The sequence below is a fragment of the Aquibacillus rhizosphaerae genome, assembly GCF_030282825.1.
GTDB lineage: Bacteria > Bacillota > Bacilli > Bacillales > Amphibacillaceae > Aquibacillus_C > Aquibacillus_C rhizosphaerae.
The window spans coordinates 35,648-62,331 of the sequence record NZ_JASTZU010000036.1; the positions used below are offsets into that span (position 1 = coordinate 35,648).

General features: G+C 34.7%; 24 protein-coding genes and 1 other annotated feature. Of the genes, 21 read left to right on the forward strand and 3 right to left on the reverse strand.

The window, feature by feature from the left end:
- Positions 1-25: 25 nt before the first annotated feature.
- The 7 genes from QQS35_RS10810 (at position 26) to serA (ending at position 5,858) form a co-directional block, all read left to right on the forward strand.
- Positions 26-910, forward strand: coding sequence for a mechanosensitive ion channel family protein (locus tag QQS35_RS10810; RefSeq protein WP_285932099.1), 885 nt, complete (start codon positions 26-28; stop codon positions 908-910).
- 6 nt (positions 911-916) lie between these two features.
- Positions 917-1,114, forward strand: coding sequence for a DUF951 domain-containing protein (locus tag QQS35_RS10815; RefSeq protein ID WP_285932100.1), 198 nt, complete (start codon positions 917-919; stop codon positions 1,112-1,114).
- A gap of 257 nt (positions 1,115-1,371) precedes the next feature.
- Positions 1,372-2,472, forward strand: coding sequence for a redox-regulated ATPase YchF (ychF, locus tag QQS35_RS10820; protein ID WP_285932102.1), 1,101 nt, complete (start codon positions 1,372-1,374; stop codon positions 2,470-2,472).
- Between the two features lie 158 nt (positions 2,473-2,630).
- On the forward strand, positions 2,631-2,921 hold the full coding sequence (rpsF, locus tag QQS35_RS10825; RefSeq protein ID WP_285932104.1) for a 30S ribosomal protein S6: 291 nt from the start codon (positions 2,631-2,633) through the stop codon (positions 2,919-2,921).
- An 11-nt stretch (positions 2,922-2,932) separates the two neighbouring features.
- The gene (ssb, locus tag QQS35_RS10830) at positions 2,933-3,418 is read left to right on the forward strand and encodes a single-stranded DNA-binding protein (protein WP_285932105.1); all 486 of its coding nucleotides are present in this window, start codon (positions 2,933-2,935) and stop codon (positions 3,416-3,418) included.
- A gap of 31 nt (positions 3,419-3,449) precedes the next feature.
- A complete protein-coding gene (gene rpsR, locus QQS35_RS10835) occupies positions 3,450-3,680 on the forward strand; it encodes a 30S ribosomal protein S18 (RefSeq protein ID WP_285932106.1) in 231 nt (76 codons plus the stop codon).
- 217 nt (positions 3,681-3,897) lie between these two features.
- Positions 3,898-4,122, forward strand: a binding site (T-box leader).
- Positions 4,123-4,271: 149 nt separating this feature from the next.
- On the forward strand, positions 4,272-5,858 hold the full coding sequence (gene serA, locus QQS35_RS10840; RefSeq protein ID WP_285932107.1) for a phosphoglycerate dehydrogenase: 1,587 nt from the start codon (positions 4,272-4,274) through the stop codon (positions 5,856-5,858).
- Between the two features lie 97 nt (positions 5,859-5,955).
- Here serA and QQS35_RS10845 read toward each other — a convergent pair whose 3' ends face one another.
- Positions 5,956-6,744 (reverse strand): HAD family hydrolase, encoded by a 789-nt coding sequence (locus QQS35_RS10845; RefSeq protein WP_285932108.1) that lies wholly within the window; start codon positions 6,742-6,744, stop codon positions 5,956-5,958.
- 432 nt (positions 6,745-7,176) lie between these two features.
- On the opposite strand from QQS35_RS10845, the gene QQS35_RS10850 reads away from it, so the two are divergent.
- From QQS35_RS10850 to manA, 14 genes are all read left to right on the forward strand, one after another.
- Positions 7,177-8,115 (forward strand): YybS family protein, encoded by a 939-nt coding sequence (locus QQS35_RS10850; protein WP_285932109.1) that lies wholly within the window; start codon positions 7,177-7,179, stop codon positions 8,113-8,115.
- A gap of 41 nt (positions 8,116-8,156) precedes the next feature.
- Positions 8,157-10,127, forward strand: coding sequence for a DHH family phosphoesterase (locus QQS35_RS10855; protein ID WP_285932110.1), 1,971 nt, complete (start codon positions 8,157-8,159; stop codon positions 10,125-10,127).
- Positions 10,124-10,573, forward strand: coding sequence for a 50S ribosomal protein L9 (rplI, locus tag QQS35_RS10860; protein ID WP_285932111.1), 450 nt, complete (start codon positions 10,124-10,126; stop codon positions 10,571-10,573). Before QQS35_RS10855 ends, rplI begins: the two co-directional genes overlap by 4 nt.
- A 158-nt stretch (positions 10,574-10,731) precedes the next feature.
- Positions 10,732-12,111, forward strand: coding sequence for a replicative DNA helicase (gene dnaB, locus QQS35_RS10865; RefSeq protein ID WP_285932112.1), 1,380 nt, complete (start codon positions 10,732-10,734; stop codon positions 12,109-12,111).
- A gap of 231 nt (positions 12,112-12,342) precedes the next feature.
- Entirely contained in the window at positions 12,343-13,629 is a 1,287-nt protein-coding gene (locus tag QQS35_RS10870) for an adenylosuccinate synthase (RefSeq protein WP_285932113.1), read from the forward strand.
- A 441-nt stretch (positions 13,630-14,070) separates the two neighbouring features.
- Positions 14,071-15,525 (forward strand): M23 family metallopeptidase, encoded by a 1,455-nt coding sequence (locus tag QQS35_RS10875; protein WP_285932114.1) that lies wholly within the window; start codon positions 14,071-14,073, stop codon positions 15,523-15,525.
- Positions 15,526-15,883: 358 nt separating this feature from the next.
- Positions 15,884-16,588 (forward strand): response regulator YycF, encoded by a 705-nt coding sequence (yycF, locus tag QQS35_RS10880; RefSeq protein WP_285932115.1) that lies wholly within the window; start codon positions 15,884-15,886, stop codon positions 16,586-16,588.
- Between the two features lie 5 nt (positions 16,589-16,593).
- Positions 16,594-18,423 (forward strand): cell wall metabolism sensor histidine kinase WalK, encoded by a 1,830-nt coding sequence (walK, locus tag QQS35_RS10885; protein ID WP_285932116.1) that lies wholly within the window; start codon positions 16,594-16,596, stop codon positions 18,421-18,423.
- A complete protein-coding gene (locus tag QQS35_RS10890; RefSeq protein WP_285932117.1) occupies positions 18,423-19,766 on the forward strand; it encodes a YycH family regulatory protein in 1,344 nt (447 codons plus the stop codon). Before walK ends, QQS35_RS10890 begins: the two co-directional genes overlap by 1 nt.
- Positions 19,747-20,715 (forward strand): two-component system regulatory protein YycI, encoded by a 969-nt coding sequence (locus QQS35_RS10895; protein WP_285932118.1) that lies wholly within the window; start codon positions 19,747-19,749, stop codon positions 20,713-20,715. The genes QQS35_RS10890 and QQS35_RS10895 overlap by 20 nt, the downstream gene beginning before the upstream one ends.
- Complete coding sequence (locus QQS35_RS10900; protein ID WP_285932119.1) at positions 20,715-21,512, forward strand: MBL fold metallo-hydrolase; 798 nt, start codon at positions 20,715-20,717, stop codon at positions 21,510-21,512. Before QQS35_RS10895 ends, QQS35_RS10900 begins: the two co-directional genes overlap by 1 nt.
- A gap of 66 nt (positions 21,513-21,578) precedes the next feature.
- Complete coding sequence (locus QQS35_RS10905; protein ID WP_285932120.1) at positions 21,579-22,808, forward strand: S1C family serine protease; 1,230 nt, start codon at positions 21,579-21,581, stop codon at positions 22,806-22,808.
- A gap of 378 nt (positions 22,809-23,186) precedes the next feature.
- Positions 23,187-24,092, forward strand: coding sequence for an ROK family protein (locus QQS35_RS10910; protein ID WP_285932122.1), 906 nt, complete (start codon positions 23,187-23,189; stop codon positions 24,090-24,092).
- Positions 24,093-24,124: 32 nt separating this feature from the next.
- Complete coding sequence (manA, locus tag QQS35_RS10915) at positions 24,125-25,081, forward strand: mannose-6-phosphate isomerase, class I (protein ID WP_285932124.1); 957 nt, start codon at positions 24,125-24,127, stop codon at positions 25,079-25,081.
- Between the two features lie 32 nt (positions 25,082-25,113).
- On the opposite strand, the gene mgrA is transcribed toward manA, so the two are convergent.
- A complete protein-coding gene (mgrA, locus tag QQS35_RS10920; RefSeq protein ID WP_285932126.1) occupies positions 25,114-26,106 on the reverse strand; it encodes an L-glyceraldehyde 3-phosphate reductase in 993 nt (330 codons plus the stop codon).
- A gap of 92 nt (positions 26,107-26,198) precedes the next feature.
- Positions 26,199-26,558: a DoxX family protein gene (locus QQS35_RS10925; RefSeq protein WP_285932127.1), complete on the reverse strand. Its 360-nt coding sequence runs from the start codon at positions 26,556-26,558 to the stop codon at positions 26,199-26,201.
- Positions 26,559-26,684 lie beyond the last annotated feature (126 nt).

A 26,684-nucleotide genomic window follows, 5' to 3' on the forward strand; every position in this document is an offset into this window, starting at 1 on the left:
TAAGTTAAGTGTTGGAGGCAGCAATGTGGATTTGGTTAAGGATCAATGGAATTCTATTTTAGAAATAATTACTGGAATCGACCTTTGGCTAACAATTGGTAATGCGATTTTAAGAATTTTGCTAATTGTTATATTAGCAAGTTTAGTTATACGAATTGGATTAAAAGTTCTCAGTCGTATTTTTCAACAAAGAGACCATGGCCCCTTTCGAATATCATTACGAAGAGAAAATACGTTAAAAAAACTTGTACAGAATACATTAAGCTACGTTGTATATTTCACCGCTTTTATAATGATATTGGATACATTAACGATACCTATAGGTGCATTGCTCGCTGGAGCTGGAGTAGCTGGACTAGCTATTGGTTTTGGAACACAAAATTTAGTCCGAGATATAATTACTGGTTTTTTTATAATTTTTGAAGATCAGTTTTCAGTTGGTGATTATGTTAGAACTTCAGGTGTAGAAGGAGTAGTAGAAGAAATTGGTCTAAGAACTACGAAAGTGATGAGTTGGACAGGAGAATTGCATATTATCCCAAATGGAAATGTAACCCAAGTCACCAACTTTTCTATTCATAACAGTATTGCTGTTGTAGATGTGAATATTCCTTATGAAACAAATATTCAGCAAGTAGAAGCGATAATTTCTGATTTAATGCACGAAATGCCTAGCAAATACCCGGAGTTAAAAGACATACCAGAAATGTTAGGCGTACAAATGTTAGAAAGTAGTCATGTAGTCCTTCGAATCATCGCAGAGGTTAATCCAATGGAACATTGGGCAATGGCTAGAATACTAAGAAAAGAAGTGAAAGGAAGATTAGACGAACATGGTATCGATATTCCATTACCACGCTTGGTGATGTATTCTAGAGATAGTATGGAAAATGACAAACATGAAGGGTGAGATAGTATGAATGAAAAAGTCTATCAAATTAACGATGTAGTTCAAATGAAGAAACCTCATCCTTGTGGTGAAAATCGTTGGCGAGTGATTAGAATGGGGATGGACATTCGTATTAAATGCGAGGGCTGTGGACATAGTGTATTAATCCCTAGAAAAAAATTTGAAAGTAAAATGAAAAAAGTTTTAGAGAGAGTAGAGGAGTAGTTGTTGTTTCACGTGGAACATTTTTCACCGGACTATTCATTTTTTCTGCATTTTTATTTTTAATAATATAAAAAGTAAAAGTTGTCTAACTGACTGATAAATAAAAAAGTAATTATGAACTGGTTATATGGAAAAACAAGAGGTGAAATCCCCCTTGTTTTTTAGTTTTGAAAACTTGTCATTTCATTAAAGTGTATCTATAATTGGAATGACTGAAACGTTCATATGAGCGGTACCCTTAAGGAGTGGAAGTTTTTATGGCATTAACAGCAGGAATTGTCGGTTTACCAAATGTGGGAAAGTCTACATTATTTAATGCAATTACACAAGCAGGAGCAGAATCGGCAAATTATCCATTTTGTACAATAGATCCAAACGTAGGGATTGTAGAGGTTCCTGATTATCGTTTAGGTAAATTAACGGAATTAGTAAAACCTAAAAAAACAATACCTACTGCATTCGAATTCACTGATATAGCTGGAATTGTAAAAGGTGCCAGCCAAGGGGAAGGTTTAGGTAATCAATTTCTTTCTCATATTAGGCAAGTAGATGCAATTTGTCATGTTGTGCGTTGTTTTCAAGATGAAAATATTACCCATGTATCAGGAACTGTTGATCCAATCTCTGATATAGAAACAATTAACCTTGAATTAATTTTAGCCGATTTAGAAACAGTGGCAAAAAGGTCTCAACGAGTTGAGAAGATGGCAAGACAAAAAGATAAAGAAGCTGTGGCAGAATTTGAAGTGCTTTCAAAGATTAAACTTGCGCTTGAAGATGAAAAACCTGCAAGATCTATTGAATTCACGGAAGAACAAATGAAATTAGTAAAAGGATTGCACCTTCTGACAAGTAAACCAATTCTCTATGTGGCAAATGTAGGAGAAGATGAGCTGCTTCAAGCCGATGAGAATCCAAATGTTTTAAAAGTAAAAGAGTTTGCAAAAAATGAATCCGCAGAAGTAATTGTTATTAGTGCTAAAGTAGAATCTGAAATTGCAGAGCTAGATGGTGAAGAAAAGGAAATGTTCTTAGAGGAACTTGGTATTTCTGAATCAGGTTTAGATCAATTAATTAGAGCAACCTATCAGCTTCTAGGTTTAGCAACATACTTTACAGCAGGGGAACAAGAAGTAAGGGCATGGACGTTTATAAAAGGAATAAAGGCGCCACAAGCTGCTGGTATTATTCATACTGACTTTGAACGTGGTTTTATTAGAGCAGAAACTGTTTCATATACTGATCTTGTTGATACTGGTTCGATGGCTGCAGCAAGAGACAAAGGTAAGGTGCGTTTAGAAGGTAAAGAATATTTGGTGAAAGACGGCGATGTAATTCATTTCCGTTTTAATGTGTAAGTTTGGATCATAGTATAGGTAGTGTAATAATAATTTGACAAGCCTTGCACTTTATATACATCTTTGATATAATACATCATTGTGAGTAATTAACATATATTACTCCTTGCTCCTTTATCGAAAAAGGAGCCGTTAAGTCCAAAAGGAGGTGCAAACGGATGAGAGATTATGAAATTATGTACATCATCCGCCCAAATATCGAGGAAGAAGCGCAAACAGCTTTAGTTGAGCGTTTTAACACAATCCTTTCTGATAATGGTGCGGAAATCGTAAAAGTTGAAGAAAAAGGTAAGAAGCGTCTTGCCTATGAAATCAATGATTTTCGAGATGGTTACTATGTTCTAATTACCTTTAAAGGTGATCAAAATGCAATTAATGAATTCGATCGTCAAGCGAAGTTCTCTGATGACATAATTCGTCACATTGCAATTCGTAACGACGAACAATAAGGAGTGGTCTGATGTTGAATCGTGTCGTACTCGTTGGCAGATTAACTAAGGATCCAGATTTACGCTATACACCAAATGGCGTGGCAGTAGCCAACTTTACCTTAGCTGTAAACAGACCTTTTTCTAATCAACAAGGAGAAAGAGAAGCAGATTTCATAAACTGTGTTGTATGGAGACGTCCAGCAGAAAACCTAGCAAACTTTATGAATAAAGGTAGCATGGTAGGTGTTGATGGAAGATTACAAACACGTAGTTTTGAAGGTCAGGATGGAAAGAGAGTGTTTATTACGGAAGTAGTAGCAGACTCTGTACAATTCCTTGAGACAAAAGGTAGTAATCCAGGTGGTGGGCAAGGATCTTCAGGATCTCGTCCTAATCAGAACCAATCTAACCAGAACCCTAACAACAATAATAATTATAATAATTCAAATGAAGAGGATCCGTTTAGAAATAACGGTGAGCCTATTGATATTTCTGACGATGATTTACCCTTTTAATATGAACTCTTAAGCAAAGGAGGTTAACTCTATGGCAGCTCGTCGTGGTCGTGCAAAACGTCGTAAGGTGTGTTACTTCACAGCGAACGGAATTACACATATCGATTATAAAGATGTTGATTTGCTAAGACGTTTCGTTTCTGAACGTGGAAAAATTCTTCCTCGTCGTGTAACTGGAACATCTGCAAAATATCAACGTAAATTAACAAGAGCAATTAAACGTTCTCGTCAAATGGCATTATTACCATATGTGAACGATTAATAATAAAAAACCTACCTACTAGGATTTGTTAGTCTAACTAACTAAATTCTAGTAGGTTTTTTTTGTATTTCGAAGGCATTAAGTGCTTTTCTTATATTGAAGTTTGAAAAATTGACACAACTTTGATAGACTAAAACGTTTTCAACTAAAATACTTTGTAATATATGTTGACAATCATTTTAAATCTGCTATGATAAATGAAAATTCAAAATTATTAATAAATATTTAGATGAAGACAGGTGCATTGAATAAGGAACTATAGAGAGCTGGTGGTTGGTGTAAACCAGTGTTTCCTAGCAATGGATAGCACTTCGGAATAGACAGACTGAATTTAGTAGGTTTGTACGGCTCATGCTCGTTATGCATGATACCAATGAAGACTGTTGTAGTTTAACAGTGAAAAAGGGTGGTACCGCGTAAGTTCCAACTTTTCGCCCCTTACTTAAATGTAGGGGGTGGAAGGTTTTTTTAATTTTTTTTAAAAAGGTTAGTTAATGAGTCAATCTCATCATGACCATATTCAGTCATCTACGACAAAATTGGTATTTTGAAATTTATTATGATAAATAAAAAATAGGAGGCTTTACACATATGACATTTAAAGTATTAATAAGTGACCCATTGAGTGAAGAAGGAATTCAACCATTAGAAGCTGCAGATAATATAGAGGTTGTTGTTTCCACAGATTTATCACCAGAACAATTAGCTGAAGAGATTGGGAAATACGATGCTTTATTGGTAAGAAGTCAAACAAAAGTAACAAAGGAAATTATTGAAAAAGCTTCAAAGTTAAAAATTATTGGTAGAGCTGGGGTTGGCGTTGACAATATTGATTTAGATGCAGCAACAGAACACGGGGTTATTGTCGTAAATGCGCCAGATGGTAATACCAATTCAGCTGCAGAGCATACGATGGCCATGTTAATGTCTCTAGCACGAAAAATCCCCCAGGCATTTTATGCGTTAAAAAATCAAAAGTGGGATCGTAAATCTCACGTTGGGGTCGAATTGAAAGGAAAAACATTAGGTGTCATAGGTTTGGGAAGAATTGGTGCAGAAGTTGCTACTCGTGCAAAAGGTCAACGTATGAATATCATTGCTTATGATCCCTTTTTAACTGAAGAGAAAGCTGATCAAATGGGTGTTGATTATGGTACAGTTGAAGATGTGGTTAGAAAAGCTGATTTTATTACTGTCCATACACCACTGTTAAAAGAAACAAAACATTTAATAAATAAAGCAGCTTTTGAATTAATGAAAGATGGCGTTCAGATTGTTAATTGTGCGCGTGGTGGAATTATTGATGAAGATGCTTTATATGAAGCAATAGTGAATAAAAAGGTAGCTGGAGCAGCACTAGACGTGTTTGAACAAGAACCAGCTGTAAACCATAAGCTTCTTGAGTTACCAGAAGTAATTGCAACGCCACACCTAGGAGCAAGTACTGTAGAAGCTCAGGAGAATGTGGCTATAGATGTTAGTGAGGATGTGGCAAACTTTTTAAGTGGTGGACTTGCAAGAAATCCTGTGAATTTGCCATCTGTGCCGAAAGAGGTTATGAGAAAAATCGAACCATATTTTCACTTATCCGAAAAACTAGGTACATTTTTAACGTATTTAACAGAAGGAGTAATTGAAGAGATTAATATATACTATTCTGGCAAACTTGCAGAAGTAGAAGTAGCCCCTCTGACAAGAAATACAATAAAGGGTCTTTTGAAACGTCATTTAGGGGAACATGTCAATGATGTAAATGCTTCTTTCTTAGCAGAGAAAAAGGGAATTTTGATTAATGAACATAAAACTAACACTTCAAAAGGGTTTACAAATCTATTAAAAGTAGAAGTGAAGACAACTAAAGGAACTAGAATGGTAGCAGGTACACTATTAAATGGCCTTGGTGCTAGAATTGTTCAAGTGGATACGTATAGCGTTGATTTTATTCCTTCAGGACATATTGTATTCATAAGACATAAAGACCAACCGGGTGCAATTGGTAGAGTAGGTAGTTTATTGGCTGAGCAAGAAACAAATATTGCTACGATGCAGGTTGGAAGATCCGATGTTGGTGGAGAAGCGATTATGTTATTGACAATCGACAAGCATTTGGATCTAGATGAACTAAATCAATTAAATCAATTAGCAGATATTTATGGTGTTACTGCAATCGAGTTATAAAACTAGAGTTGATAATACTAATCTAACTAACAAGTAAAATTAATATTGATGAGAAAAAACAAGCAGTCAGGTTATCTTAAATACCTGACTGCTTGTTTTATTGATTTAATTTTTCTAAGATAGGGAAGAGTTGATTTAAATTACTTATTTCATAAGTTGGAACTACGTCATTTGGTTGTTTATTTTCTCGGTTTATCCAAACATTTTTAATTCCTGCTCGGTTAGAACCAAGAATATCAGTCATTAAATTATCACCAACCATAATGGCCTCTTCTTTGTCCGATTGAATCGTATGCAAAGCATGGTTGAATATGGTAGGATCAGGTTTTCCACGACCAAAATCACCAGAAATAATTATTTGATCAAAGTAATCTTTTAATTCAGAAGTAATTTTAAGTTTGGTTTGTTGTAAATCAGGCGAACCATTTGTTAAAAGGAGCAAATGATAATTGTTTTTTAATTGATCTAAAACATCAAACGTTTCTTCATATACATAAGGATGTTTCTTTCGTTGTATAGGAAATTGTTCCGCCAGTTCATATCCAAATTCCTCATCATTAATGCCAAGAGCTTGTAATCCCTTTGTCCATGATTCTACTCGATAAGCAGGTACAATTTCGCTCATTTTGCGAAAGTTCTCTTCATCATCTAAAAAGTTACCCCAAAGTCCTTCAAAGGGGTTAATTCCTATCATTTGTGTAAAGCTATAAGTTTCATAAGATGCATATAGCTTACTTGCTTGTTCTCTAACTGCATTTTCTAAAAGTTCTGGATTAATTCCATATTTCTTTTCAGCCAATTTGCAAGTTGCGATAAAGGCTTTTTTTACACTTTTTTTGTCCCACAATAATGTATCATCGAGATCAAAAATAATAGTTTTTATCATTCTAATTCCTCCGCAAATAATTATGTATAGTAAAAAATTGCACTTAAAAATGTATCATCTACTCATATTATTATAAATAAGTTATAGTTAATTTCAATATTTTTTAAAAATTCAGACGATGTAACGGGTGCTTTTATCGATTTTTAAATACTTTGCTACCGTAGCGCATTCTATTATGATTAACTATCATATTTCGGGATAATGACGAATCCCAATTGTATGGATTTGATTTATGATTAAAAATCAGCTTAAGTTTGTCATTTAAATTGGAAATAGAAAGATTTGTGTTAATAGTCTTTCATCGTTTATAATCAATGGGTAAACTAATTATACTTGCTTGTTAATTACTATTGAAAATTTTTAAAAGCACAGCTCGGGTAGCTGTGCTTTTTCTACCGATTGAAGAAGATGATAAAGAGGTGTTACTATTTGATGGGTAATTCGAAGATGTTAAAGGATGGCATGCTATTAGGTGCTCTATATATTGTATCATTATTAATTACGTTGATATTGCCTGGAATTGAATTATTAACTATATTTATTTTGCCTATTCCGTTTGTTGTTTTTTCAGCAAAATACGGATGGAGGCCATCAAGTATTGTATTCTTTTTCGTTCTATGTATTTCTTTATTTATTTCCAGTGTATCGATCCCTTTTACAATCGTAGCAGGAATCGGTGGTATTATGGTTGGATTAGCAATATATCAAAAATTAACAGCATATGAAACTTGGGCTCGTGGCACACTTGGATTTGTTATTTCGTTTCTAGTAGTTTTTATTTTGATTCAAGTTTTATTTAGTGTAAATTTAATAGAACAATTTAGCTTAACAATCGATGAGTCATTAGAAACAAGTAAACAAATATTAGAAGGATTTGGTATGGAAACATCAGAAGAGGTATTGGAACAATTAGAAGAACAAATGTATCAGATTCTGAACTTAATTCCTTTTATTTTGGTTATGGCTGCAATGCTGATAGGATTCATCTCTCAATGGATTAGCTATAAAATACTAAACCGAATTAAGGGAAACAAACTTTACTTTCCAGTATTTAGAGATTTTAAATTACCAAAAGTAATGATTTGGATCTTCTTTTTTGCAATTTTATTGACATTGTTTCCGATGGAACAGGGTAGTATGATGTATTTAGGAGTAATGAATGTGTTTCACTTAGCAGGTTTGTTAATTGTGCTACAAGGCTATTCATTTATATTGTTTTATGCCCACAAAAAAGGGATTTCCATTGCTATACCAATAATTGCTATTATATTTTCTATTATAATTCCTTTTATAGGTCTTTATATCATTAGAATCTTAGGTATAATTGATTTAGGTTTTTCTTTAAGGGACAGAATAAGTAATTCAAAATAAGCTTTTACTTAAATATGTATAGCTTATAGGAGCTGAACTTAATGCCAGATTTTTTTAAAAAGCCAATTATGAGTAGTCATTTATGGGTGATTTATTTTATTTCTCTAATCTTATTAGGATTTATTTTTTATTACCAATGGATCTTAGGGATAATAATGACAGTGCTATTGTTGGCTTCTTTATACTATAGTATTCGAACAGAAAAAAACTTAATTAGTGAGACAGAAGAGTATATCACGACGCTTTCTTACCGGGTGAAAAAAGTAGGTCAAGAAGCTTTATTAGAAATGCCAATTGGAATTGTTCTATATAGTGAAGATTATATAATTGAATGGACAAATCCCTATATGAGTAAATTCACCAACGATGAAACATTAGTTGGTAAATCTTTAAACGAGTTATCTAGTGACCTTATTCCAATGGTTAAAGAGGAAAGAGATGAAATTTGGATACCTTTAGAAGGATACGAGTTTCAAACATTAACCAAAAAAGACGAACGACTTTTATATTTGTTCGATCGAACGAAACAGACAGAAATTCAAAACTTATACCATAATGAACAAACTGTATTAGGTATCATTTTCTTAGATAACTATGAAGAAATTACACAAGCAATGGACGATACTGCAAAGAGCCAGATTAACTCTAAAGTCACTTCTATTTTAAATGATTGGTCTCAAGAATATGGGATATATTTAAAGCGAACATCGCAAGAACGTTTTCTGGCAGTGATGAATCAACAAATACTAAATCAATTAGAAAAATCAAAGTTTGAAATTCTAGATGAAGTACGTGAACTTATTTCTGATAAAAACGTACCTTTGACATTAAGCATAGGTGTTGGACTCGGCGGTGTTTCTCTTCCAAGTTTAGGTGAGTTAGCTCAATCTAGTTTAGATTTAGCTCTTGGTCGTGGTGGAGATCAAGTAGTTATTAAAGAAGAGTCTGGTAAGGTAAGATTTTATGGTGGAAAAACGAATCCAATGGAAAAACGAACACGAGTAAGGGCACGAGTTATCTCACATGCATTAAAAGAATTGGTTCAGGAAAGCGATCAGGTATTAATTATGGGTCATAAATCGCCGGATATGGACTCTATCGGTGCAGCCATTGGTATTTTGAAGGTTGCAGAAGTAAACGGAGTGAACGGTCATATTATTTTAGATAGGAACGACGTAGATACTGGTGTGCAACGGTTAGTGGAAGAAATTCAAAAAAGCGAAGAGCTATGGTCTAATTTTATTGAACCTGAAAAAGCACTGGATATGGTCACAAAGAACACATTGCTTGTTGTTGTTGATACCCATAAGCCTTCTTTAGTCGCAGAAGAGAAACTTCTAAGTAAAACAGAACATGTGGTTGTTATTGATCATCATCGAAGAGCTGAAGAATTTATCGATCATCCAACGCTGGTTTATATGGAACCCTATGCATCTTCAACAGCTGAGTTAGTTACAGAATTATTGGAATATCAACCAAAAAATTTAAAATTAAATATGTTAGAATCTACAGCATTATTGGCAGGTATTATTGTCGATACTAAAAGTTTTACGCTAAGAACGGGTACGCGAACGTTTGATGCTGCATCCTATCTAAGGTCTAAAGGTGCGGATACGGTACTTGTACAGAAGTTTATGAAAGAAGACTTGGATATCTATGTAGAAAGAAGTCATCTAATCGAAAGTACTAAAATATATCGTGACGGTATAGCAATTTCTATTGGAGATTCAACCAAAACATATGGTCCTGTTATTATTGCTCAAGCAGCAGATACGTTATTAACAATGAGCGGAATAGTGGCATCCTTTGTTATTTCTAAAAGAAAAGATGGCCGTATCGGTATAAGTGCACGATCACTCGGTGACGTTAATGTGCAAGTTATTATGGAAAAAATGAACGGTGGTGGACATCTAACAAACGCAGCTACACAGTTAGATGATACAACCGTAGAGGATGCTTGTGATCAATTAAAAGATATTATAGATGAGTATTTTGGAGGGGATTCGGAATGAAAGTAATATTTACAGAGGATGTAAAAGGAAAAGGTAAAAAGGGAGAAATGAAAAACGTACCCGACGGCTATGCACGTAATTATTTATTGAAAAATAATTTAGCTGTAGAAGCTACTGGTGGTAATGTTAAAGTACTTGAAGCGCAAAAAAATAAAGAAAAGAAATTAGAACAAGAAGAATTAGATGAGGCAAAACAATTAAAAGAAAAACTAGCTAATATTGAAGTTGACATAAAGGCGAAATCTGGTGATGCAGGACGCTTATTCGGCTCAATAACTAGTAAACAAATTGCAGATGAACTAAACAAGAAACATAAAATTAAAATGGATAAACGAAAAATAGAGTTGGACAGCCCTATTCGAGCATTGGGTTATACAGATGTACCTGTTAAACTTCACCCTGAAGTAACAGGGATTATAAAAGTGCATGTAACGGAAGTGAAGTAATGGGAGGGTTAACCCCTCCCATTACTAGTTTAATTATTTTAATTAAAACTTTTTAATTCTATTTTTTAATAATCATAGAATAAGAAGCTCTTATTTATTCGCTTTTGTTGTGACTAGTAATAACCTTGCTACAATCATTAAAGGAAAGGAGCAAATTCATGAGTGAAGAATGGAATGATCGAACACCCCCACATAATATTGAAGCCGAACAAGCAGTACTTGGTGCTATTTTTTTAGAACAAGAAGCTCTTTCAAGTGCGTCTGAACTATTAATGCCAGAAGATTTCTATCGCGCAAGTCATCAGCGAATATTCGGTGTAATGTTAAATTTGTCTGATAAGGGTGAACCAATAGATCTTGTTACCGTAACGACTGCACTCTCAAATGCTAGAATACTAGATGAAGTTGGTGGAGTTTCCTATTTAAGTGATTTAGCAAATTCAGTACCAACTGCAGCTAACGTTAGTTACTATTGTAAAATAGTTGAGGAAAAAGCCTTACTTCGAAGGTTGATTAGAACAGCAACAGATATTGTCTCCAATAGTTTTTCCAGAGAAGACGAGGTAGAAGATGTTCTGAATGATGCAGAAAAAGAGATATTAGAAGTATCGCACCGACAAAATTCAGGAGCATTTAAAAATATTAAAGATGTTTTGATAGAAGTCTATGATAACATTGAACAATTACATCATAATCATGCTGATGTTACAGGTGTACCAACAGGTTTTAGAGACCTTGATAAAATAACATCTGGTTTCCAGCGTAATGATTTAATTATCGTGGCAGCGCGTCCTTCTGTAGGTAAAACAGCTTTTGCACTTAATATTGCGCAAAACGTGGCAATAAAAACAGATGAAAATGTAGCGATATTTAGTTTAGAGATGGGTGCAGAACAACTTGTAAACCGTATGCTTTGTGCGGAGGGTAATATTGACGCTCAACGTCTTAGAACGGGTAGCTTAGAACCGGAGGACTGGGGAAAGCTGACAATGGCAATGGGAAGTCTCTCAAATGCTGGCATTTATATTGATGATACGCCAGGTATACGGGTTAATGATATTCGATCTAAATGTCGCCGTCTAAAACAGGAACACGGTTTAGGAATGATACTCATAGATTACTTACAATTAATAGCAGGTAGTGGTAAACCAGGAGAGAACCGTCAACAAGAAGTTTCTGATATATCACGTTCCTTAAAAGGCTTGGCAAGAGAGCTAAACGTACCATTAATAGCTTTGTCACAGCTTTCACGTGGTGTAGAGTCTAGACAGGATAAACGTCCGATGATGTCTGACTTACGTGAATCAGGAAGTATCGAGCAGGATGCTGACATTGTAGGGTTTTTATATAGAGATGATTACTATGATAAAGAATCTGAGAAGCAAAATATAATTGAAATTATTTTAGCAAAACAGCGTAATGGCCCTGTAGGAACGGTCGAGCTTGCCTTTGTAAAGGAATATAATAAGTTCGTAGATTTAGACCATCGTTATCAGGAAAGTGATATTCCGCCTGTGGGAGCAGGTAGTGGAGCATAAGTATGAAATAATAAAGCTGCCCGAGTATTTTCTCGAGGCAGCTTTATTATTTACAAACTGCACTTTATCATTTTACTATGATAAAGTGGTGTGGAAGTGATTATGCCATAAAACACGAACGAATTATATCCAGTTGATAATATTGTTCGTAAACTTCATTGACATGTTAAATATTGATTGGTAAAATTACTTTGTTATCAATAAAAAATTGGTTTGGCGGAGGTGCCGTGAATGTCCTCAGTAGTAGTTGTTGGAACCCAATGGGGTGATGAAGGTAAAGGAAAGATTACAGACTTCCTTTCTCAAAACGCAGAAGTGGTTGCGCGATATCAAGGTGGAAACAATGCGGGTCACACGATTAAATTTGACGGGATTACATATAAATTACATTTGATTCCATCAGGGATCTTTTTTAATGACAAAACCTGTGTACTAGGAAATGGGATGGTCATTGATCCAAAAGCCTTAGTCGAGGAACTAAAGTATCTTCATGACAAAGGAGTAAGTACTGACAACTTAAGAATTAGTAATAGAGCCCATGTTATTCTACCCTATCATCTAAAATTAGATGAGCTTCAAGAAGAAGAAAAGGGTGTAAATAAAATAGGAACGACAAAAAAAGGCATTGGTCCAGCGTACATGGATAAAGCTGCAAGAGTTGGAATTAGAATTGCAGACTTGATGGATAAACAAGCATTTCAAGAAAAACTTGAGCAAAACCTCAGAGAAAAAAATCGCTTGTTTGAAAAGGTCTATGAAACAGACTTGATTAAAGTAGAGGATATTCTTGAAGAATACTACCAATATGGCCAAGAAATTGCTCATTATGTATGTGATACCTCAGTAGTTCTAAACGATGCCTTGGATGAGGGAAGACGCGTCCTATTTGAAGGAGCACAAGGCGTTATGTTGGATATTGACCAAGGTACGTATCCATTTGTAACATCGTCTAACCCTATTGCTGGTGGTGTGACAATTGGTTCAGGTGTTGGCCCATCAAAAATTGATCATGTAGTTGGTGTATCAAAGGCCTACACAACTCGAGTCGGTGACGGTCCGTTTCCAACAGAGTTACAAAATGAGATCGGTGATAAAATTAGAGAAGTCGGCAATGAATACGGAACAACCACTGGTCGACCACGACGAGTTGGATGGTTTGATAGTGTAGTTGTACGTCATGCCCGTCGTGTTAGTGGCATAACAGATTTATCGTTAAACTCTATTGATGTCTTGACTGGTATAGAAACATTAAAAATATGTACAGCTTATCGTTACAAAGGGGAAATTATAAATGAATTTCCAGCAAGTTTAACGATGTTAGCTGAATGTGAACCAGTATATGAAGAGATGCCTGGATGGACGGAGGATTTAACTGGAGTAAGTAACCTACATGAGCTTCCAGAAAATGCGAGGCATTATTTAGAAAGAATATCGCAATTAACACAGATTCCATTATCCATTTTCTCGGTTGGACCAGATCGTAAGCAGACTAACATAGTTAGAAGTGTATATAGTTAAATCATGAAAACCTGTTGAGGGTAAAACTTCGACAGGTTTTTTAGTGTCTAAAAACGGAAAAAGTACATTGTTTTAAGAAAAAGGACTAAATTATTACAATAAATAGGTGTAATAAACCGTTAAATAGTAGTGATTTTAAATAGTTTGTAACATTACTGCAATCTATGTATGCAAAAACTAGAGATAATTCAAGAAAAAGTCAAAAAAAATGCACTAAAATAGAATAATTAACTGATTTTAGGGGAATTTTGGAAGTTATTATACAGTTGTATTACATTCGTTTTAAAACTGTTTAATCACTACTAGTTCTATGGTAGATTAAGAAAGGAATTAAATAGATTAGAAAATTTTTACTCATTATTAAACTACTATACTTTAAATAGATTATTATTCGTGATGATACATACATGAGTGAAGGAAAGATATTAGGAGGACTGTAACATGTGGAAGAATACCATGGGTGCTAAATATCCGTCTGTACCATCAACAAAGTCTATGGGACTTATTAAGAAAACAGCACTTACTACCGTACTAGGTTTAGGAATAACATTTAATGTCGCATACGCTGATGATAGTGAGCTATCAACTATATTTCATGTATATATAGATGGAGAGCATGTAGGAACTGTAGATAGTAAAGAAGTAATCCAATCACACGTTGATAAATTAATAGATGAACAAGAAAAGAATTATGAAGACTACTCATTTGCTGTCGGCGAAGAGATTTCATATGTAGAGGAAAAAGTTTTTAATCCAGAGGATTCTAATAAAGAAGTTATTGATGTGCTAGATGATGAACTATCTATTAAAGTTAACGCTTATGAATTAAAAATTGGAGATAAAGTGTTAGGTTACTTTAAAGATAAAGAAGCTGCTGAAGCAACTCTAAACCATTTTAAAGCAAAATATGTAGATCTTGAGATCATCGAAAAATTAGAAAAACAATCAGACGAAGAAAAAACGGAAACTACTTTAAGTGTAGGAGATTCTAATGTAATAGACGTTCAATTATCAAAAGAAGTTTCATTTTCGGAAGGAAAAGTTCTGCCCGAAGAAGTTTTAACTGAAGAAGAAGGAAATACATTACTTGAAAAAGGTACATTAGAGGATAAGAAACATAAGGTTGAAGAAGGCGAAGTACTAGGTGCAATAGCTGGAAAATATGATTTAGATATAAAAACAATTTTAGAATTAAATCCATCACTAAACGAAGAGTCAGTTTTGCAAATTGGACAAGAAATTAATGTGACAGCATATGAACCTTTTGTAAATGTAATGGTTAAAGAAGAAAAGCTTGTAGAAGAAGAAATTAGTTATGAAAAAGAAATTGTTGAATCAGATGATTTATATAAAGGTGACGAAAAAGTTAAACAAGAAGGACAAAGTGGCAAAAAAGAAGTTCATTATGCATTGGAAATGGTGAATGGTAATATTACTTCAAAAGAAATTGTAAAAGAAAGTATCACAAAAGAACCTGTGAAAGAGATTATCATAAAGGGTACAAAAGTAGTCCCTTCAAGAGGATCTGGACAATTTCATTGGCCTGCAGTCGGTGGCTATGTGAGCAGTCATATGGGTGAAAGATGGGGCTCCTACCATAAAGGTATGGACATTGCTGGTGTAAGTAATCGTTCTATTCTTGCAGTTGATAATGGAACAGTAGAATCTGCAGGATGGGATGATGGTGGTTACGGTAATAAAATTGTAATTAATCATAATAATGGATACAAAACGGTTTATGCACACCTTTCATCTATAGATGTGAGTGCTGGACAAACAATCACAAAAGGTTCTACGATTGGTGTAATGGGTTCTACTGGCGATTCAACCGGTATCCATTTACATTTTGAAGTGTACAATAATGGATCATTAGTTAATCCAAACAGTATGTTTTAATAGTTATATAGAATAATACCCTGAATTGGTAAAGATAAAACCCTTGTTGCAAATGCAACAAGGGTTTTTATACAAGTTATGTCTAACTGCGCTTTATTGGGGGAGCTGAATCACAAATGCTTATTTGTAAGAGGTCTTGCTAATGAAGATCGTTTTTGTAATCAGAGTATCGATTATAGTGTTCACTTAGCCAGAATTATAGAATAAGTAATCTAATATAATAAAGTGCCCGCACTTCTAGATTTCAATTAGATTATATAATATGGATAGGTTAATCTTTCCTTAGGAATAAAAAAAGACATTTACTGTAAAGTACGATAGAATAAAGGTTAATAAAGCCTGAAAAGGATGTGTGGTTATGAGTCAAAAAATACTAGTTGTTGATGATGAAAAACCGATTGCAGATATTTTGAAATTCAACCTTGAAAAAGAAGGGTATAAGGTTATTTGTGCTTATGATGGTGATGAAGCTATCCAAAAAACGGAACAAGAAAAGCCTGATCTTCTTTTATTAGATATTATGTTACCAAATAAAGATGGTAATGAAGTTTGTAGAGAAATTCGTAAAAAGTACACAATGCCAATTATTATGATAACAGCAAAAGATTCTGAAATAGATAAGGTGTTAGGGTTAGAGTTAGGTGCCGATGACTATGTAACTAAACCATTTAGTAATCGTGAGGTGATTGCTCGGGTAAAAGCAAACCTGAGACGTCAGCAACAAGCGCCTACAGAAGATGACCGTGTTAATAAGGATATAAACATTGGATCGTTAACGATTCATCCTGATGCCTATACAGTATCGAAAAATAGTAAAGAAATAGAGCTAACTCATCGTGAGTTTGAACTACTTCATTATTTAGCTCGACATATTGGACAAGTGATGACGAGGGAGCATCTATTAGAAACGGTATGGGGCTATGATTATTATGGTGATGTACGAACAGTAGATGTCACTGTTAGGAGATTAAGAGAGAAGATTGAAGATTACCCGAGTAATCCTCTTTGGATTGTCACTAGGAGAGGTGTAGGTTATTATTTACGGAATCCTGAGCAGGAGTAGTTTATATGAAGAAAGTTAGCTTTTTCCAGTCGATACAATTTAAAATAATCATTGTTTTTATTTTACTTTTATTGTTAGCAATTCAAGTAATGGGTTCATACTTTGCCCAGAATTTAGAAGAAAGCCTAATGGAAAAGTTCAGAGTTAATATTGATGAACGTACAGAAGTCCTTAAGTATAACCTGATAGCTGAGTTTAACAAAGAACGTTCAGAAGATGAAGATGAACCTTCATTAGAGGAATCGATAAAAACAATTCTAGATTCATATCGTAATGGTGAAGTATTTACTGTTTTACAAGTGATTGATACACAGAACCGTGTAATTGGCGCAATTAATCAACAAAACTTGATTGGCAAACGGGTACCTGGGGAGAACGGGATTACGATGGCAGCTCGTTATGGACAAGGAAGAGAAACGATAGTAACAGATACGAGTACAGGTCACAGAATGTTTGTTAAGATTGTTCCGCTTGAAAAGCAAGATAAAGATCTAGTGGGCGCTATTTATACCGAGGCTTCGATGGAAGATGTTTATAACCAACTTGAAAACATTAATCGTATTTTCTTAAACGGTACAATCCTGGCGGTTATCATCTCTGCTTTTGTAGGTATTTTAGTGGCAAGGGCGATAACTAAGCCAATAAGTGAAATGCGAAAACAGGCAATGATTATGTCGACTGGGGACTTCTCTCAAAAAGTAAATGTCTATGGTGGTGACGAGATAGGTCAACTCGCGACATCATTTAATGATATGAATGATAAATTAAGACAAGCAAATCATACAACAGAAGAAGAACGGAGAAAGTTAAGCTCTGTCCTATCTAATATGTCTGATGGCGTAATCGCGACAGATGAAACAGGAGCTGTTACGTTAATGAATGGACCGGCATCTAATTTAATGGGTAAGACATTTAAAGAAATTAAAGGAAAACAATTAATCGATGTCTTACAATTAGAAGAGCAAGTGGTTGATTTGTTAGATTTCCAAGAAACTGGTTCAATCACCATTGACTTTAGTGATGATGATGAATTTTTCTTGATAAAAGCCAATTTCTCCGTCGTGATGGATGAAAATGATGAATTAAATGGCTTAATTACGGTTATTAGTGATGTTACCGAACAAGAAAAAGTCGAGCGAGAGCGAAGAGAGTTTGTGTCTAATGTATCACACGAGTTACGGACACCTCTAACAACAATGAGAAGTTACTTAGAAGCTTTAACAGATGGAGCATGGGAAGATAAAGAAATTGCCCCACGCTTTTTAGAAGTGACACAAAACGAAACAGAACGCATGATTCGTTTAGTGAGTGACTTGCTCCAGTTATCTAAGATGGATCACAAAGAACAATCCGTATACAAAGAACGAGTAAATATTGTATCGTTCTTTCACCATATTATTGACCGATTTGAAATGAATAAAAATGAAAATATAATTATAGAGAGACAATTGCCGAAAGACAGCTTATTTATATGGTTGGATAAAGACAAAATAATACAAGTTGTGGATAATATCATTTCAAATGCAATCAAGTATTCACCTAAAGGCGGCAAAATAAAAGTACGTATTATAAGGGTTAGGCAAAAAGTGAAAGTGAGTATCACTGACCAAGGAGTTGGGATAGCAACGGAAAAATTGGACAAAATTTTTGAACGTTTTTATCGTGCGGACAAAGCAAGGTCAAGAGAATTAGGGGGAACAGGACTTGGTTTAGCAATAGCTAAAGAAATAATAGAATCTCATCATGGACAAATATGGGCAGAAAGTCAAGAAGGAAAAGGGACGACCGTTCTCTTTACGTTACCGCTTATTAATAGAAAGCGGGGGAATCGATAATGAAATCAGAAACTGTAAAAACAGTTATTTTAGCTTGTTTAATTGGGCTTAGCTTCTTGTTAACATTAGCCATTTGGAATTATCAACCAAATATAGAACCAAATGATGATAATGAAGAAGCAATGGAGGCCATATTTACAAATGGGGAACAAGAAACTAAAAAAAATATTGTCCAACCTTTTAATGTTATTTACCATCTAGAAGGAAATGAGCATACTGGCTATGCGGATAAATCAAAAGAAAAGCAATTATATGAACAAATGCAAAGTTGGTCTTTATATGATTTTAATACGGACTATAGTGGTGAGGGTTTACAAAAATATGATAGCCCTTATGTAGAATTGATATTTCCAACAGAACTTCCCGCAGATATTATAGCAGATGTATTTACTGTTGATGAAACTACAAGTTTGCCAAATAGTTCTTTTGATCGTATTTATGTCTCCTTAAATAAGGATATATCAGAAAGGCAAGTGATTTTTAAAAGCGCCCAAAGTGATATTACGATAAGTGCAAACATTCAAAACCCAGAAGACGAAATCAATGAAGTGTTAAACACTTACAATTCTGGTGAAGAAAGTCCTATTGATTATATCCCATATGAAGTTAATAATGATCAAGTGGTATATCTACCAAATAAAGTAGATATGAAAGAATTAGCATTTCGATATCGAATTATTCCTATAGAACCATTAAAAACAGTTTTATTTACGAATCCGTCCAATGTAATTAGTGCAGAAGAAATCCCTAAAGTTGAACGTTTTACAGATGGTGATAGAGAAATGATTTATTATGATGAAAAGTATATGGAATTTACAGATATGGTTAATTCAGATATCACGGAAGAAAATTTGGAAGGTACAGAATTGCTTGATCAAACACTAAAATTTATTAACGATCATAATGGTTGGACTAGTGAAGGCAAGTACGAATTCGTTTTATCTGAGTTAAATCAGAGTTCAAAAACAGTACAATTCCGCCGTGTATATTCGGGTTTTCCGGTCTATAAAAGTAATGAATTATCTGTAATATCTGTAACGTGGAATAACCAAAATATTTATAAATATAGTCGACCGTTAATTCAATTAGATGATGCATATCAAGTAAATAAGAAAACGTTAGAAGATGTAGACAGTATAATAAGCACATTGGAAAATAGTCCTGAGTATAAGTCAAAAACAATATTAGATGTTGCTTTAGGTTACAAACTTGAAGAAGGGGAATTTGACCAGTATTTTAAGCTGACACCTACGTGGTTTATAAAAGACTATAGTGGATGGTCAGAATTCATACCACTAGATCAAAAAGTAGGAGGCGTTCATAATGCAATGGGGTCAAATTAAAACTCTATTTATTATATGCTTCTTAATCCTTGATGTATTCTTAATCATGCAGTTTATGGATAGCCGTGAATCAGAATTAGGTTTACTCCCTCGGGACTCAACAAACGAGGAATATCTGCGATTAAATGTGAATGGTTTGGATGACTTACTTGATGAGGTAAGAAGAGCACCGCTTATTACAGCTTCTAGAAATAACTTTTCAGAAGAGGATTTAAGCACATTAGATGCGATTCCTAATCAAGAAAAAATAATCATAAACGAAAATATTATTTTTTCTAAATTAATAACTCCTGTTGAAATTAATCTTGCTGATGTAGATAAGGGTGCCCCGGTTGAAAGTTTACAAGGAAAATTGCTGAATAGTGGCAATTATACTTTTTGGGAGAAGGATGAGGATACCAATATCGTGATACTATTCCAAAATATGGGCTTACCGATTTACTTTAATAAAAATGGTGTAGTATTAATCCAATTAAATGATGACGATGAAATGGTTTCCTATATACAAACAGAAATGGTTGAGAAAAATAAGAGTGAGGAGAAGGTACTAGGAAAAGCAATTGATGCCGTGTCCACGCTCTATCACAATCAAGGTATAATCAAATCAGGAGATACCGTATTGGACAATGAATTAGGTTATCATAATCTAGTCACTTCATCGGACGGGGAACAAGTGTTAAATCCTACATGGCGAATTAAAGTAGAAAATGGAAATGAAGAAGAACAAAACTATTTTGTAAATGGAATCGAAGGGCACTATTATCCAAGAGAATGGAATAGTTTTCTTGAAGAGACGATAACGGAATTTCTTGAAGTGGTCAAGCTTACAACAACCGACAATATCGAATTATTAAGTGTAAGCGAAGAAGAGATTGATAAAGCGGAGTTAATTGATGAGATGATTGCTCAATTAACAACAACTATAGGTAATAATGGAGTGGAGAAATAATGACATTAGGTTTTAGTGTACTAGCCTCTGGGAGTACGGGGAATGCATTTTATATTGGAACGGAAAAGGAAAAAATACTAGTTGATGCGGGTTTAAGTGGTAAAGAAATAGAACGGTTATTTTCTGAAGCTAATATTAATCCTGAAGAAATAACAAAAATATTAGTAACACATGAACATAGTGATCATATAAAAGGATTAGGAATTCTTGCGAGACGATTTAATCTACCTATATATGCCAATGAAAAAACGTGGAAAGCAATGGAAAATTCAATAGGCAAAATTAGCTTAGATCAAAAGTTTGTTTTTGATATGGAAGAAATAAAAACGTTTGGAGATATTGATGTTGAATCTTTTGGCGTTTCACATGATGCAGCAGAGCCAATGTTCTATACTTTTCATCATGAAGGAAAAAAAGTGGCACTTGTAACAGACCTAGGTTACGTTTCTGAACGAATTAAAAAAACAGTTGAAAATGCAGATGCTCTTATCTTTGAATCTAATCATGATGTCTCTATGTTGCGAATGGGCCGTTATCCTTGGAGTGTAAAGCGGCGTATTCTTGGAGACTCAGGACATGTTTCTAATGAAGATTGTGCACTAGCATTAACTGACATCATTGGCAATAATACAAAGCGTATTTATTTGGCGCATTTAAGCAAAGATAACAACATGAAAGAATTAGCAAGAATGTCAGTGGAAAATCATTTAAATGAATATGGATTTAAGGTAGGTAAAGGGTTGGATATTCTTGATACAGATCCCCAGACGCCTACACCTTTATATGAAGTAGTTTAAACTATATTGTATAAAGGTAAACTAGGTATAGATTCGTAAAAAAAAGAAAGAGAAAGGACTGATAAGATGGGGTATTATGATAACCATTATAAACCTAAACGAAATCGGTCTAGTTGGTTATATCCGACAATAATCGGTATGGTAGTCGGTGTGTTTTTGGTTACTATTGCTCTTCCTGCTTTAATAGAGTCAAATCTTCTTCCATATGACATTGTTGAGCCTGTGGAAGAGAGTAATGAAATCAGGCAAGGATTAGATGAAGGTGAAGATAATAGTACAAGTGGTGAAACACAGAATATTAATGTGAATGTTTCAACACAAATTACTGAAATTGTAGGGGATGTAGCTCCCGCAGTAGTTGGAGTTGTGAATATTCAATCTCAGACTAATTTTTGGCAACAACAAGGGTCTGGGGAGGCTGGTACAGGATCTGGTGTAATTTATAAAGTAGAAAATGACAGTGCCTTTGTTGTGACAAATCATCATGTTATTAGTGGTGCAGATGAAATAGAAGTAGTCTTATCTGATCAGTCTAGAGTAAGTGCAGAATTAAAAGGAAGTGACTTATTCACAGACTTAGCTGTCCTTGAGATGGATAGTTCACATGTGGATAAAGTAGTTGAGTTGGGGAATTCTGAGAATGTTAAGGTAGGAGAACCCGCAATTGCTATCGGTAGCCCACTTGGTCTGAACTTATCAGGATCGGTTACCCAGGGAATTATTAGTGGTAAACAGCGTGCTATACCTCAAGATTTTGATGGTGATGGTCGAGCTGATTGGCAAGCAGAAGTAATTCAGACGGACGCTGCAATAAATCCGGGTAATAGTGGTGGTGCTCTCATCAATATTAACGGTCAGCTGATCGGAATAAATTCGATGAAAATTGCTCAATCATCTGTAGAAGGTATTGGTTTTGCAATACCAGTAGATGATGCTGTCCCAATCATCGAACAATTGGAGAGTGTAGGAACCGTTACGCGTGCATACTTAGGTGTTGAGGCATACTCATTAGAAGATATTGCACAAGTAGAGTGGGAAAGAAGCTTAAATTTACCAGATGATGTTGATGGTGGCATTTATTTACGTAGTATCGAACCAATGTCTCCAGCAGATCAAGCAGACTTAAGAGAATACGATGTGATTACTCATCTGGACGGTGTCGAGATTAATAATATTATTGGACTTAGAAAACACTTATATCAAGAAAAAGAAGTTGGAGACGAAATGACAATAACCTATTATCGTGATAGCGAAAAGTTTGAAACAACAGTAGAGTTAGCTGCTCAAGAATATTAAATTACTTAAAGTTGGCATCCAAAAAGGGTGTCAGCTTTTTTTGTTGATAACTGTCGAATTTATGCACAGGCTGTGGATGAACCTGAGGATAAAAAACCAGATATAGTAGGGAACGTTTATTCCTCCACAAAATAGCGGATGTTGATGTTAATATGTGGATAACTAGTGTGGAGAACCTGTTCATAAACCGGACTAACCTGTTGATATCAGTGGTTTTAATGGAATTGTGGATAACGTTGTGGATAACCTTTGATTTAGGACGTTTTCTTTTGCTTTTTTAATGTAGAAATAAGCTTATTATTGATTTATAGGTTAGGAAATAGTAGGCTTTAAAAAAGAAGGAAAGACAATAAATTACAAATGAAAAGAGGGGAGTGCATGGAGTATTCCATTGGCGTAGATATTGGAGGTACTAAAGTTGCGATAGCACTTGTTTCTGCTGAAGGAGAAGTCATCGAAAAGTCGATAATACCAACGGACTTATCTATAAAACCGTTTGAAATGATCAAAAGGATTATTGCAAAAGTTGAAGTGATTTTACACAATTCACCTTTAAGTATAGTTGATTTAAAAGGAATTGGAATCGGAGCACCGGGACCTTTAGATAGTAAACTAGGAGTAATTACGTGTCCTCCTAATTTAAGGAATTGGGTCAATATCCCAATTGTGGAGCAAATAAAAAACCATTTTTTAATACCTGTCCTATTAGAAAATGACGCAAATGCGGCCGCTTTGGCTGAAAAGCGTTTTGGGGCAGGGAAAGAAAATAGTAATTTTGCTTATGTAACGATAAGTACTGGAATAGGAGCTGGGTTTATTGTAGATAATCAAATACTCTCTGGATCCTATGGAAATGCTGGAGAAATTGGACATACAGTCATTGACCCATCTTTTGGCAAATGTTCTTGTGGACAATATGGTTGTCTAGAATTTATTGCTTCTGGAACTGCAATTGCTAAGAAGGGTTCTGAGATTGCTGGGGTAGTTTTATCAACAAAGCAAGTGTTTGATTTGTACAAGGAAGGTCATCCAAAAATAACCCCCTTCATTGAAACTGTTTTTCGAACACTTGGTGTAGCATGTGTTTCCATAATTAATTCGTTTGATCCTGAAAAAATAGTGATTGGAGGTGGGGTATCTAAAGTAGGTACACCATTATTTGACGCTCTAACAGACTATGTTAGCAAGTTTGCATTAAGTCCAGCTGGTCGCGAAACGAAAATAGTCCCTGCTGAATTGAACCAAAATGCTGGTGTTGTCGGAGCGGCTTCACTATGTTTTTAAAAAATAGATGAAATAATGAGGGGAAAATAATAATGTATAATGAACCTATCTTTTTAGAACCAGTTTTTAAAGAAAGAATCTGGGGTGGACAAAAGTTAAAACAACAATTTGGATACAATATTCCTTATGAACGTACTGGAGAAGCCTGGGTGATATCTGCACATCCTAATGGTCCAAGTATAATCACTAACGGAGCATTAAAAAATAAGACATTAGCGGACGCCTGGAATGACCATGGAGAATTATTTAATAGAACGTCAAATACCGGAGAAGCATTCCCACTTTTAGTGAAAATTCTAGATGCTGCTGATGATTTATCAGTACAAGTACATCCAGATGATACATATGCCAGAGAAGTGGAAAGTCAACCATACGGTAAGACGGAATGTTGGTATGTGCTAAGTGCAGAAAAGGATGCTGAAATCATTTTTGGTCATCATGCTAATTCAAAAGAAGAGTTCAAACAAATGGTGAGTAATGGTGATTGGGACAGTCTTCTTCGTCGTGTTAAAGTTAAAACAGGAGACTTTGTGTATGTACCGAGTGGCACCATCCATGCGATTGGAAAAGGTATTGTCATTTTAGAAACGCAGCAAAGTTCAGATATAACGTACCGCGTTTATGATTATGATCGCAAGGATGTAGAGGGAAATGGAAGAGAGTTGCATTTAGATTCTGCTATTGATGTATCCAATGTTCCACATGAAACAATGGATATTGCACAAACAGAAGAAGTGAAACAAGGCCTCCTTTCAAAAAAGTTAGTACAAGAAACTTATTTCACTGTTTTTCATTGGCAATTAAAAGGCGAAGTAACACAGCAGTTAAACAGTGATTTCTTGCAAATTAGTGTTGTAAGTGGAAGTGCACATATCACTATTCACGATAAAAGTTTTCCTATTAAAAAAGGAGAACATTTTATATTACCAGCATCGATAAAAGAGTTTAAGCTAACTGGAGACGCAGAATTTATCGTATCACACCCATAATTAAGAAAGCTCAGGCCATGGCCTGAGCTTTCTTAATCTAAAATACTATTTATTTTGTTTATCTCATCCATACTGAAATACAAGTTATTTAATGCTTCCACATTTTCTTCAATTTGGCTGACCTTACTAGCTCCAATAAGTGCGGAAACTACGGACTTTTCTTGTAATACCCAAACAAGAGCCATCTGCGCCAAGGACTGTCCACGTTGCTGTGCTATGTCATTTAACTGTGTTACTTTGTGAATCACTTCTTCAGAAATATCTTTTTCATTTAAAAATGGAATATAATCTTTAGCCGCTCTAGAATCCTTAGGGATACCATTCAAATATTTATTGGTAAGTAATCCTTGAGCTAATGGAACAAATGCAATACAACCAGCACCCTCGTTTTTCAATACATCCGTAAGTCCATTCTCAATCCAACGATTAAACATCGAGTATGCAGCTTGATGGATAATAAAAGGGGTACCTTGTTCTTTTAAAATATTAATAGCCTTTTGTGTATCCTCAGCATTATAGTTAGAAATACCAACATATAATACTTTTCCTTGCCGCACTACTTGATCGAGTGCAGCCATGGTTTCTTCAAGAGGTGTATTAGGATCCGGTCGGTGATGATAGAAAATATCAACGTAATCTAATTGCATACGCTTCAAACTTTGATCTAGACTTGATATAAGGTACTTCTTAGAACCCCAATCACCATAAGGCCCTTCCCACATCTTAAATCCTGCCTTCGTGGATATGATTAACTCATCACGATACCTCATAAAATCTTTTTTCATGATCTGTCCAAAGTTCTCTTCTGCTGAACCAGGTGGAGGACCATAATTATTTGCTAAATCAAAATGAGTAATCCCTAAATCAAAGGCTTTCTGAAGCAACTTTCGTTGATTTTTAACTACGTCTTCGCCACCAAAATTATTCCATAAACCAAGTGAAATGGCAGGCAGTTTTATACCAGAGTTGCCACACCGATTGTAGGTCATTGTTTCGTACCTGTTTACAGCTGGAATGTATTCCATAAAGCTCCTCCTATGTTGTATCAAAACTATACTACAATAGTATTTCTACAAGAATAAATGAAATCCCTTTCATAGAAGGGTTTTTTATACAATTATTTATACGATCTCCAGATGATAGCCAATAATACGAGTATGACAATATCTAATCTTGCTTCAAAGGCGAATTGAAAAAATCCATCATGTAAAACAGGAATTTTCGTTAATAGAAGAGCGATAACCATGATGACTAGTAGGGGGATAGTTGCTTTTTTTACGTAATAGTTTAAGATAATTAAACCACCACAAATAAGTTCTGTAATGGCAACAATAAGTACAGTTGTTTCTGGATAAGGCAATCCATAATTTGCAAAGCCATTAGCAAATCCAGGTACCAGCAATTTCAAAATTGCTGATGCAATAAAAACATACCCGACGACATACCGAATTAGTTTCAAGGTAGTTAAATTTTTCATAAAGTTGCCTCCTCATTGGTTGTTTAATATATATGTATGCATGAGCAAGGACAACCTATTACAACTTTCATAAAAAATATCAACTGTACCTTAAAATCCTTTTTTTACAAAAATAAAATGAGGAAG